Genomic DNA, 11,898 nt, shown 5'->3' on the forward strand with positions numbered 1-11,898 from the left:
AGATTTCGTTCATTAAAGGCATAACCACATTCTCTATCCCATTCATTTTTACTGCTTCTAAAATCATATCTTTCATATTATCCATAAATGCTTCCTCCTAACATGCATGCGTAACTTTTTCATAACAGGAATAATGTTTATCTAAGTTATATTTATACAATCTGTATATCATGATTTTCTTTTCTAGATACTCTTTTGTTATTTTAGGATTTCTATTTTCAAAAGATTCTATTTCTTTCTTGAGTCTTTCTATTTGTGCTGAGAGGTAGGTATTATCTAAGTTTTTTCTAATGGATTGTTTATCATAATCCACCAACATTTCTATATCTATTAAATCATTTAAATTATTATATCTATATGATTCAACTACCCGCTCCCATAATGAATGTTGCGGATTGATTCTTTTAATGATTCTTTTGAATATCTTCTTTGCCTGTTTCATATCTTCATCACTTAGATGCTGTTTCATTATTTTCTTATGAGTTCTTAGTTCCTCTAATTCATGCATATAATCTTCCTTCACAGCATCCATATAGCCTTCTAACTCTTCTTTGTATATCTTGATATGATGATTTTTACATCGCTGACAATAGGCTATTCTCTTTTTGAGGAAGATACACTCAACCATTAATCCATAATATTCTTTATACAACTCTTTATACATTTGATAATAATTCTTTTTGTTCTCTTCAGTTTGATTCTTTAATTCATCACGTTTGATGATTAAACTTCTATAGAGATTGATGAAGTAGTTTGTTGTAGTAGACATAACGCATCTCCTCCTTAACTACATCATACAACTTTCATCAAAAAAATGTTTTGAGTAAGGCTCTCATAAAGTCTATTTAAAGGCGTTCAAATATTTTTTTGCGTAATGACTATGTATCACATATTAACTATCTTACTATGTGCACAAAAAAGACAGAGATCAACTCTCTGCCTACAATACTTTATTAATTGCTTCACTCACACTACTTACCACATCATTGACTTCTTTCTTTAAACTATCAGGAGAACTATGGAAAGTAAAACTATAATCACTTGCCTTAAACAAAGGTAAATCATTATAGGAATCACCAATACCAAGCATCTTATCCGCATTAAAATGTTTCTTAATAGCCTTTACACCTGTACCTTTAGAAATACCCTTTGATACAATATCAATTACATTCGTATTCTGATAACCAGATACCATAGGGTATCTATCATGCACATCTGATACAAATGTTGCTGCTTCTTCATTGGTATCAAACACTAAAGAAATACTATAGAACTTTGAATCCTTGATTTCTTCAAAATCCTTAATCATAGTAAAAGTAGGAAAATCAATAAAACCAGTAAAATAGAAATGAGATTCACTTTCTGTTTGTACAATAATGTTAGAGTAGTCTCTATAATGATTATATATATCCCTCACAAGTTCTTTATCTAAAAGGTGTTCCTCAATCACATGTCTATCCTTATCTAATAATAGTGCACCTGTACACATAATATAGAAATCAAAAGGAATACCCTCTACATCATATAAACAGCTCAGTGGTCTTCCTGTACAAACACCAAATAGATTCTCTTTTTGAAAAGCTGCAATGGCCTCTCTATCTGTTTCTGTTACTTTTTTATTATGAACTAAAGTACCATCTAAATCAGTCGCAAATACCTTCATTCTTATATCCTCCTAGTACATCTATAATCAATTGATGATCTTCATCATGGGCAAGTCCTGATACAATCACACACCCATGTAACTCATCTTTTATAAAAAGTGGAAAACCTCCACCACATATCGCGATAGTAGAATCATTCTCATCATATACATGTCTTTCTTCTTGATCTAGAAACACATAATAAGTGCCATGTTGATACCTTTCCACTGTATTCTGCTTTCTATCTAACCATTCCACACCCTTTTTTCCAGGCATCAAATACTGGAACACAATATCTCCATCTAATACGATTCTAATACGTACTGGTTTACTTGTTTTCTTTACTATTTCATTCCCAATGCAATACGCATCTTCTGCATCAAAATGATCAAAATTTAATTCTTCCTCTAACTTTAATACATCTTCTTTATTCATGTTCATCACCTTATTCATTTCTAGCACAAATCATCTTACAATGAAACAGTTTTCATATGTATAGAAACAAATGTTCTGTTATTCTTATTTATCGATAGAATTGATTGAACTAAAAGTTCAATCATTCACCTGATGATAAATAATCGCATAAAGATTACTTAAGACATACTGAAAAGCTAATTGTGAATAGAATGTACTAATTCTATTTTCTTTCTCACAATCAGGAATCATAATCAAATCATCACAATAAGCCATTAATGAATTCTTCTTATTCGCAGTAATAAGTCCAATTTTCACATGATTCTTAGTTAATGTCTGTACACATTCTAGAAGTCTTTCTTGCCCTCTATAACTAATAATAAGTGCATAATCATCCTTGTTCATGCGTTTAGAAATATGTCTCTCTTCTCCAAACTGTGTTGCAAGAGTAGGGAATATATTTACTTTTACAAGCTTATTCGTAAAATTAATCACTGTAGTCTGTGTATCTCCATAACTAAACAAAAAGATACGTTTCTTATGAATAATCTCATCTGCCATAGATTTGAGCACATCTATGTCTAGACTAGAATATACCTGTTTAATACTCTCCTGATACAAAGAAAACATATTCTTCATAATCTCTTCAGTTGTTTCATTAAACTGAAAAGGTGTCGTATAATCCACACTCTCTACAATATACTTATTCGCTTCTCTCTCTTTAATTAAATCTACCTTTAAAGCCTTATATCCACTATAACCTGCCTTACGGCACAATCTAATAATAGTTGCATTAGAAGTATAAGTTTTTTTCGCTAAATCATTAATAGACAACTCTTCTAATAAATCTAAGTGATTCATTAAATAATCAATCACTTCTTTTTCAGTCTCTGTATATTTATTTTCTTGTGATATATCTAGTATCATGGGTTTCACCTCTCTTTCTATTTTAAGTGAATTTTCTTTGATTAAAAGAGTAAACGACAACATATCTTTTATTCTTTTTATATGATATCATGTATTAATCTTTTAGGAGGGAATAACATGAATCAGACACAAGATTTCACTAAGGGAGTTATCTGGAAACAATTGCTTTTTTTCTTTTTTCCTATTCTTATAGGAAGTTTCTTTCAACAGTTATATAACACTGTTGATACAATCATTGTTGGACGGGCAGTAGGCACAAGCGCACTTGCTGCAGTTGGTTCAACAGGAAACTTAACGAATTTAATCATTAACTTCTATGTAGGCTTATCTACAGGTGCTTCCGTAGTCATCGCCCAATACTATGGTGCACAAAATAATAAGAAAATTCATCAGGCAGTGCATACTTCTTATAGTCTTGCCATTGTCAGTGGCATACTCATGATGCTTTTTGGCTTATTTTTCTCTTATCAATGTCTAGATGCCATTGGTACACCACATGATATATTGAATGATGCCACTCTCTATATGCAGCTTTACTTCTTATGTATGATTCCAGGTGCAATCTACAACATCGGTGCAGGAATCTTAAGAGCAGTAGGGGACAGTAAAAGACCACTCTATTACTTAATTGTATGTAGTATTGTGAATGTTGTATTCGACTTTATCTTTGTAGTCATCTTCCATCAAGGTATTGCTGGGGCAGCTATCGCAACAGTCATTGCACAATTTGTCTGTGCTATGCTTGTTACTATTCAATTAATGCGTACAAATGAAGTCTACAAGCTTACATTATCAAAGATGAAATTTCATCTACCTGTACTAAAGAAGATTATTATGATTGGTGCCCCAGCTGGAATACAATCTACAATGTATAGTATCTCAAACATTGTCTTACAGAGTCATATCAATGCTTTTGGTACACAGACAATTGCTTCATGGTCAGTTTATGTAAAAATAGATGCCCTGTTCTGGATGATGATTGCGGCCATTGGTGCAGCTATCACAACATTTAGTGGACAGAACTATGGAGCTCATCTTCATGACCGTATTAAAAAGGGTACAAGAACAGCTCTTGCTATGGCTTTTGTTATGACTATTTCAATCAGTACAATACTCTGTTTAACAGGCAGTTATATCACAAGATTATTCTCATCAGATCCACATATTATTGAAGAGTGCTACAGCTTGATGCTGTTCTTAATGCCATTCTATTTCTTATATTGCTGTGTTGAAATATTCTCAGGGACTATGAGAGGATGTGGAGAATCAATTAAACCAATGATATTAGTATGCTTAGGTATATGTGTACTACGTATTGCCTGGCTCACATTCATTTCACCACACTATCCAACTATTAAAGGTGTTGTTGTCTCTTATCCAGTCACTTGGTTTACGACCTCACTACTCTTTATTATTTACTATAAACACTTCAAAAAGCATCACTTTGATGCCTAACTAGGAAACAAAGTCTCACTTTGTTTCTTTTTTAATACAATTTTAATAATATATTTTCATTGTGATAAAAATTCTTTGACATATATTAAGAATTGGTGTAATTTATAAACATAAAAGAAAAGGGGGATTCATGTGAAAGGATTTTTTGAAAATTTAGGTTTTTTTGCCAGTCGATTCAATCAGGCTATAGTGATTACGATTGAATTATCAATTATATCATTAATAGCTGCGACTATTATTGGAATCATTGTTGGATTAGTCAATACTTCAAAAAGTAAGTCAGTGATCATGAAGATATTAAAGGCAATCGCCAACCTTTATATTTATATCATTCGTGGTACACCAATGCTTGTGCAAATACTAATCATATATTTTGGCTTGGAACAGATGTTAAGACCAACAGGATTTAGCTGGTTAAAAATCGGCGGTACTTTTACTGCTGGTACTGTTGCTTTATCACTTAATGCCGGCACTTATATGGCAGAAAGCGTCAGAGGTGATATTGAAGCAGTCAGATCCCTTGGCTTAACTTATGGTAAAAGTGTGAAGAAGATTGTCTTACCACAGGCTTTAAGAACAATGTAACCTTCAATCATCAAACAGTTTATTATTTCTATTAAGGATACTTCATTATTATCTGTTATTGGTCTGGCAGAATTGACTAACGTTGGTAAAACAATTGCCGCAACGCAGTCAGCTCATATGATGCTCATTTATTGTTTTATGGCTTGTTATTATTTATTTATCTGTACAGTAATTGCACAGGTATCAAAAGTTGTAGAAAAGAGGTCATCTTATGGCAAATAAAAAAGTCTTTGTCAAAAACCTAAAGAAGAACGCTGAATACGATAAGATTGTCGCTAAGTACGAATAAGACTTGTTAAAGAGTGATAAGATATATCTCTTATCATTCTTTTTTTATGATATACTTTACCTATGAAAAAAATGAACTCTATACCACTTATTTGTGGTTTATTATCTATCGCAGCATTTTTAATCTATTTTTATAGTGCCAATCACGCTCCTTATTCTTATACAGATATCATTCTGCTTGGCCCTGTATTTTCTTTTGTAGGACTTATCTTTTCTATTATTACTAGAAAAGAAAGAACACTTATTTGGTGGCTAGGCTTATTACTATGTACTTTAGGCTTTTTGGCATGTATCATGATATTAGTAATATTTCTAATCTCTTAGGAGGACTTATGAAGAAATTAATTAGATGTTTATTTATCGTATGTATATTATGTTTTTCTATTTCCCCTGTTTACGCAAGAGCTGGCGGCGGGGGAGGAGGATCAAGTGGAGGTGGAGGAGGAGGCAGTGGTTCTCCATCCCATCATTCTTCTTCTCCTGTAAGATATGTTGATACACCCGAAAGACGTATTGCTAGTTTAATAACTTTTTCTTTTATATCATATGGTTTTTCATATATGAAAAAATATCGTCGTAGATATAAAGCTATCTCCATGCATAAGGATATGAAAAGAGGACTAGCAGAAAAGAATAACTCATCCTTTGATGAAAAGAAGATGAACAAAATAGTCGCCGATTACTATTACACTATTCAGAATGCATGGAATGATAGAGATATGGATGTTCTTAAACAATGCCTTTCTCCATCTCTATATGAACAATCATAAGCAATCTCTACATCATACTTCTTAGCGACTTCTTCAATACGATTTCCAATAACTTCTCTGAAGTCTTCTTCAATATCTTTACGGATAATAAAGATAATTTTGTTGAAACCAGCGGCAATGGCATCATGGATTGAATAATCCATAATAATTTCACCATTAGGTCCAACTGGTTCTAACTGCTTGATTCCTCCACCAAAACGTGAACCAATACCAGCAGCCATAATAACTAAACTTGTTTTCATTAGATACCTCCACTTTTACCTCTAGTAAAAGTATTCAATCATTTTTACCAACGCCATAATACACTATTTATATTCGAAAATCAAACTATTACAGTTAATCTACTCAATTTTATTAAGAAATTCTTAAGTAATTAGTATTTTACTAAATAATACTAAGGAAAAGAAAAAAGCCTCACGAATGAGGCTTCAGGTTATTAGTCTAAATCTTCACCATTTGATTTAAATGCTTTAGAGATCCAATAGAATGATTTCTTAGGTACTCTTCTTAAGTCTAATAGTTCTTCATCAGTTCTATTAACATATACAAAACCATATCTCTTTGCAATCTGGCAGCTAGAAGAAGGAATATCAATAGGACCCCAAGTGATATAACCTAAGCAATCAACACCATCTTCTAGAATCGCATTCTTCATTTCCTGGATATGATTACGATGATATTCAATTCTATAATCATCATCTACAGTATCATTTTCATTTAATGATTCTCTAGCACCCATACCATTTTCTAATACGAAGCAAGGAAGATCATATCTTTCACTTAAAGTATTCATAACCCATCTAAATCCGATGGCATCCTTTTCCCAGCCCCATTCAGTCGCTTCTAGGTGCGGGTTCTTTACAACATGCTTTTCTACAATATCATTGAAAGGTGTAGTCATATCAAATTCACCTTCAGTGAGTGTATTAGAACGATAGTAAGAGAAGCATAAATAATCACATGTATATTTTAATAACTCTTCATCGCCTTCTTCAAATACAGGGAACCAACCTCTGTTCTTTAAGTATGCTGTATAGTATCTTGGGTATTTACCATTAGCCTGTACATAACATACCCAGTCATTAACTAAATCATAAGCCTTCTGACAGAATAAGTTATTCTTTGGTGTATCAGTTGCAGGATAGAAGTTAGTAATAGTTGTCATACCACCAAACTTAGCATCTGGTACTAATTCTCTTAAAGCCTTAACAGCTTTACAATGTGCAATCATAACATTATGTGCCACCTGATAAAGATGTTCAGCCTTAGATTTTCCTTCAGGTATAATTTCCGCATTTGAATAGATTAAGTTACATGAATGTAGGTTCTGTTCATTAAATGACATCCAGTGTTTAACTCTATCACCAAAACGTTCCATACAAACTCTTGCATAACGCTCAAATAAATCAACAACCTTACGTGATGCAAAACCATTATATTCCTTTACTAAATGATAAGGCATATCAAAATGAACTAATGTAATCATTGGAGTAATACCATTCGCAATCAATTCATCAATTAAATTATTATAGAACTGTACGCCTTCTTCATTGATTTCATCATCACCGTTAGGAATAATACGGCTCCAGCAAATAGAGAAACGGTAGAAATTGAATCCCATTTCTTTCATTAACTGAATATCCTCTTTATAACGATGATATTCATCAATTGCCACTTTCCAGTCAGCATGTCCTTCTGGTGTAGGTCTTACATCATAGATTGATAAACCTTTTCCGCCTTCATCCCAGGCTCCTTCAGTCTGGAATGATGATACTGAACCACCCCAGAAAAAATCTTTTGGTAATTTCTTTTCCATTTGTTCGTCCTCCTTAATGGTACAATAATATTTTCACATAACCATTTAGAGAAGTAAATATGTACGGATAGAGTTTTAATTTTGTTTCAAAAAAGAGTGTTAAAAATCAAGTTTATTGAAAATACGTTTCATGATATAATTGGATCAGGTGATAAACAATGAGTATAATGACACAATTAGAATTCGCATTAGATTTCACACATGCTGAAGTGGAAATTGCCCATTACATATTAAATCATGGTGAAGATGTATTGAATCTATCTATTAAGGAACTTTCAAAAAGAACATATACATCTCCCGCCACAATAGTGAGACTATGTCGTAAGCTTGGTTTAGAGGGTTATAATGACTTTAAGATTAAGTATTCAGCAGAACTACAATATACACTTACTAAAACTAAAAGAATCGATGTTAACTTCCCCTTTGGTCCAGAAGACAACTATCCACAAATTGCCTATAAACTTGGTACGATGAGCAGAGAAGTTATTGAAGATACAATTAAGCTGATAGATTTTGATGATTTGCGTAAAGCGATAGAACTTATGAATCAATATGAGTCTATAGATATATATGGAAATGGTAACTCCATGTTAGAAGCATTAAGCTTCCAGCATAAGATGACACGTATTGGACGTAACGTAAATATTCGTACATTAGAAGGAGAACAGATCTTTTTAGCTTATAACTCTTCTTCATCACATCTTGCAATGATTCTCTCTTATTCAGGAGAAACAGCTGAAATAATCCGTATTGCCCAGACATTAAAAGAGAAGGGGACAAAGATGATTGTGATTACTTCTCTTGGCGATAATCAGCTATCACATTATGGTGATGTGATATTAAGGGTTGGTTCAAGAGAGAAAATCTTTACTAAAATAGCACCCTTTGCTTCAAATCTTTCTATGGAATATATTTTAAACCTTATTTTCTCATGCATATTCCAACGTGATTATAATAGAAACTTAGAGAAAAAAGTTAATTATGATAAGACAAAGGATGCAAGACATCCAGCTCGTTCTCCAGTAAATGACATCTAGTATAGGAAAATGTAATGCTGTCAACCGAAATTGATAATGTCTCAAAAATAATCAAACATTAGCTGCTTAAGTGTTAGTGCCATATCCCAACCAAGCACGCTCATATAATATACCAAGTGTTATGCGATTCGTCAACATGTTTTTACATTTTTTTTAACTAAATTTTATTTTTTTTATTTTTTGCCATTCTATCGCACTATGTAATAGGAAAAGTTATAATTGAATAAGTGATAAAGGAGATATAAAAAATGGCAGAATTATTGTATCAAGGACATGGAAGTTATCGCATTGTGTCTAATGAAGGTGTAGTGATTTATGTGGACCCTTATGCAGGTGAAGGTTATGATATGCCTGCAGATATTGTGATTGTAACGCATGAACATAGTGATCATAATCAGGTTGATCTTGTCACATTAAAAGGTGATGGTGTGATTTTAAGACATGGAGATCTATTTGTGGATGGTGAATATCCTATTAAGAAGATCAAGAAAGTAATGATTGAAGGAACACCTGCAGAAAATAAGAATCATACAAGAGAAGAATGTGTTGGTTTTATCATGACTGTAGATGGTATTACATTATATGGTGCTGGAGATACAAACTATTATCCTGAAATGGAAAGCTTCAATGATTTAGATTATGCATTATTACCAGTAGATGGTATTTATAATATGAGTGCACAGGAAGCAAGTCGTTGTGCACATGTGATTGATTCTCGTTATTTTATTCCTATTCATACTTCACCTACACAATTATATAATGAAGATATTGCGAAAAGCTTTAAATCACCACATGCTTTATATATAAAGCCAGGTGAAAGGTTGAAATTATAGTCCAAAATGAAAAGAAGTATGAAGGTATACGTAATGAACTTTCTGATATCAGACTTCTTAAAACAATGGTTGTAGAAGTAGGTGATGACTACTTCTGGTCTTATATAGAAGGTAAGATGAGAGATAGAATGATTAAAGGTAATGAAGTCACTCAGGATAATAAAGAAATCTTTATTGAATACTGGCGCTTTATAGTAGAAGAAGACAGGATTTATTTAGATGAGATCAGGCAGGAAGATGAAGTCTAAGATGTTTTGTCAAGAGAAAATAAAAAAGGCATACATTTTGTTTGTATGCCTTGATAGCTGTCAATTCTTAACTTAATGACATTGCCACAACGGTGCTTTTGTTTTGCAGCATAATTCGCAAAGCTGGCTTTTCTCCATGGATGATTCATTGGAGGAATATACTTTTTCTTTTCTTTCTTAGGCGCTTCCTTAGGAGCATCAAATTCCTTTGATACTAGTTCATGTTTGGGTACTTCTTCCATTAGATAAAGCTTATCAGCGATATTTGCCAGAAACTGTCGATCAAATGACTCAATGACCATGAAGTTAGTCTTTCTTGCAAAGTATCTTCTGTCACCGTTTTCAGTTACTGGAAAATAGTATTTACTCTGAAATCTGATGCAGTGGTCTTTGTCTATAGTTCTAATTAAAAGTATTGCAGGAGTACGATTAATTTCCTCCATAGATAGAACCGAAATAAGTCCTGAAATAAACCTAAAAAAAATCCTAAAATAAATGTCAACGCTTACAATATTTTTGTTGTGTTTTATATCTTATTTTAGTAGAATTAAGTTATATGATTTTAAGGAGGTTATAGTATGGCTAAAATCATGGCGGTAAACGCTGGTAGTTCATCATTAAAATTCCAGTTATTAGAAATGCCTTCAGAACTAGTAATCTGCTCAGGTATTGTGGAAAGAATTGGACTAGAAGAAGGAATTTTTACTATTAAACATAATGGACAGAAGAAAACAGAGAAATTACCTATTCCAGATCATAAGGTCGCTGTTTCTTTAGTATTAGATGCATTAGTGAAGGAAAAAATTGTTGAAAAGCTAGAAGAAATTGAAGGGGTAGGACATCGTATTGTACATGGTGGTGAATACTTTGATTCTAGTGCTGTTGTAAATGAAGACGTAGTAAGTAAGGTAGAAGAGTTATGTGAATTAGCACCACTACATAACCCTGCACACTTAGTAGGATATCGTGCATTCAAAGAAGCTCTTCCAGGAGTAGGACATGTATTCGTATTCGATACAGCATTCCATCAGACATTGGATAGAGAAAGATATTTATATCCATTACCATTAGAATATTATACAGACTATAAGATTAGAAAATATGGTGCACATGGTACAAGTCATAAATATGTTTCTGAACAGGTTATTAAAGAATTAGGTAATCCAAAACATTCACGTATCATCGTATGTCATTTAGGTAATGGCGCATCACTTTCTGCAGTATTAGATGGTAAGTGTATTGATACATCAATGGGATTCACACCTTTGGCAGGTGTAATGATGGGATCTAGATGTGGTACAATCGATCCATCTATCATGCCTTATTTATGTAAGAAATTGAATAAAACACCTGATGAAGTATTAGATATCTATAATAAGAAATCAGGAATGCTTGGTATTTCAGGTATTTCTTCAGATTCACGTGATATTGAAAATGCTTTATTCAATGAAGGTGATGAACGTGCATTATTAACTGGTTTATTATATTCACGTATTGTTTCTAAATATATTGGTCAGTATTTCGTTGAATTAGGTGGCTTAGATGCGATTGCCTTCACTGCGGGTGTAGGTGAAAATGCTGCTTACTTAAGACGTTTGATTATCGATGATTGTTCTCGTGCACTCGGCGTATTCCTCAATGAAGAATCAAATGCGATTCGTTCAGACGAAAATAGATTAATCTCTCATCAGTTCTCTAAGATTGATGTCTTTGTAATCCCTACAAATGAAGAAGTAGAAATCGCTAGAGATACTATGAAACTATTACATTTAGGATAAAATGACAGACAGAAGTCATATATTGATTTCTGTCTTTTTTATTTCTATGAAAGTATGTTAAAATGGGGGAAAAGACAAACTATTAAATGTCAATAAATAGTTAA

General features: G+C 32.6%; 14 protein-coding genes. 7 read left to right on the forward strand and 7 right to left on the reverse strand.

All coding sequences use genetic code 11. The features are described from left to right. Positions 1-97 precede the first annotated feature (97 nt). The 4 genes from QVO42_RS09360 to QVO42_RS09375 form a co-directional block, all read right to left on the reverse strand. Positions 98-769 (reverse strand): hypothetical protein, encoded by a 672-nt coding sequence (locus tag QVO42_RS09360; RefSeq protein ID WP_022425852.1) that lies wholly within the window; start codon positions 767-769, stop codon positions 98-100. A 171-nt stretch (positions 770-940) separates the two neighbouring features. Beyond that, a complete protein-coding gene (locus QVO42_RS09365) occupies positions 941-1,663 on the reverse strand; it encodes an HAD-IIB family hydrolase (RefSeq protein WP_022425853.1) in 723 nt (240 codons plus the stop codon). Next, a complete protein-coding gene (locus tag QVO42_RS09370; RefSeq protein WP_022425854.1) occupies positions 1,644-2,078 on the reverse strand; it encodes a heme-binding protein in 435 nt (144 codons plus the stop codon). Before QVO42_RS09370 ends, QVO42_RS09365 begins: the two co-directional genes overlap by 20 nt. Before the next feature lie 117 nt (positions 2,079-2,195). Beyond that, positions 2,196-2,984 carry a MurR/RpiR family transcriptional regulator gene (locus tag QVO42_RS09375; protein WP_022425855.1) on the reverse strand — a complete coding sequence of 263 codons (789 nt, stop codon included), beginning with the start codon at positions 2,982-2,984 and terminating at the stop codon, positions 2,196-2,198. A gap of 117 nt (positions 2,985-3,101) precedes the next feature. On the opposite strand from QVO42_RS09375, the gene QVO42_RS09380 reads away from it, so the two are divergent. The 3 genes from QVO42_RS09380 to QVO42_RS09390 all read left to right on the forward strand — a co-directional run bounded on the left by QVO42_RS09380 (position 3,102) and on the right by QVO42_RS09390 (position 6,082). Further along, positions 3,102-4,439: an MATE family efflux transporter gene (locus QVO42_RS09380; RefSeq protein WP_022425856.1), complete on the forward strand. Its 1,338-nt coding sequence runs from the start codon at positions 3,102-3,104 to the stop codon at positions 4,437-4,439. A 132-nt stretch (positions 4,440-4,571) separates the two neighbouring features. Continuing rightward, complete coding sequence (locus QVO42_RS09385) at positions 4,572-5,024, forward strand: ABC transporter permease subunit (RefSeq protein WP_022425857.1); 453 nt, start codon at positions 4,572-4,574, stop codon at positions 5,022-5,024. A gap of 620 nt (positions 5,025-5,644) precedes the next feature. Then, positions 5,645-6,082: a Tim44 domain-containing protein gene (locus tag QVO42_RS09390; RefSeq protein ID WP_022425858.1), complete on the forward strand. Its 438-nt coding sequence runs from the start codon at positions 5,645-5,647 to the stop codon at positions 6,080-6,082. On the opposite strand, the gene QVO42_RS09395 is transcribed toward QVO42_RS09390, so the two are convergent. Together QVO42_RS09395 and QVO42_RS09400 are read right to left on the reverse strand one after the other, a co-directional pair. Next, on the reverse strand, positions 6,007-6,324 hold the full coding sequence (locus tag QVO42_RS09395) for a glycosyltransferase family protein (protein ID WP_022425859.1): 318 nt from the start codon (positions 6,322-6,324) through the stop codon (positions 6,007-6,009). The genes QVO42_RS09390 and QVO42_RS09395 overlap by 76 nt on opposite strands. A 194-nt stretch (positions 6,325-6,518) precedes the next feature. After that, positions 6,519-7,898 (reverse strand): glycoside hydrolase family 1 protein, encoded by a 1,380-nt coding sequence (locus tag QVO42_RS09400; protein ID WP_022425860.1) that lies wholly within the window; start codon positions 7,896-7,898, stop codon positions 6,519-6,521. A 158-nt stretch (positions 7,899-8,056) separates the two neighbouring features. On the opposite strand from QVO42_RS09400, the gene QVO42_RS09405 reads away from it, so the two are divergent. The 3 genes from QVO42_RS09405 (at position 8,057) to QVO42_RS09415 (ending at position 10,016) form a co-directional block, all read left to right on the forward strand. Then, positions 8,057-8,935, forward strand: a complete 879-nt coding sequence (locus QVO42_RS09405) for a MurR/RpiR family transcriptional regulator (RefSeq protein WP_022425861.1) — start codon at positions 8,057-8,059, stop codon at positions 8,933-8,935. A 248-nt stretch (positions 8,936-9,183) separates the two neighbouring features. Then, positions 9,184-9,768 carry an MBL fold metallo-hydrolase gene (locus tag QVO42_RS09410; RefSeq protein ID WP_022425862.1) on the forward strand — a complete coding sequence of 195 codons (585 nt, stop codon included), beginning with the start codon at positions 9,184-9,186 and terminating at the stop codon, positions 9,766-9,768. Between the two features lie 65 nt (positions 9,769-9,833). After that, entirely contained in the window at positions 9,834-10,016 is a 183-nt protein-coding gene (locus QVO42_RS09415) for a hypothetical protein (protein WP_022425863.1), read from the forward strand. Here QVO42_RS09415 and QVO42_RS09420 read toward each other — a convergent pair. Then, positions 10,013-10,459, reverse strand: coding sequence for a hypothetical protein (locus tag QVO42_RS09420; RefSeq protein ID WP_022425864.1), 447 nt, complete (start codon positions 10,457-10,459; stop codon positions 10,013-10,015). The two genes, QVO42_RS09415 and QVO42_RS09420, sit on opposite strands and share 4 nt — an antisense overlap. Before the next feature lie 135 nt (positions 10,460-10,594). Between QVO42_RS09420 and QVO42_RS09425 the strand changes: the two genes are divergently transcribed. Beyond that, positions 10,595-11,794, forward strand: coding sequence for an acetate/propionate family kinase (locus QVO42_RS09425; RefSeq protein WP_022425865.1), 1,200 nt, complete (start codon positions 10,595-10,597; stop codon positions 11,792-11,794). Positions 11,795-11,898: the final 104 nt, after the last annotated feature.

This window comes from Catenibacterium sp. CAG:290, assembly GCF_000437715.1.
GTDB classification, from domain to species: Bacteria; Bacillota_I; Bacilli_A; order Erysipelotrichales; family Coprobacillaceae; genus Catenibacterium; species Catenibacterium mitsuoka_A.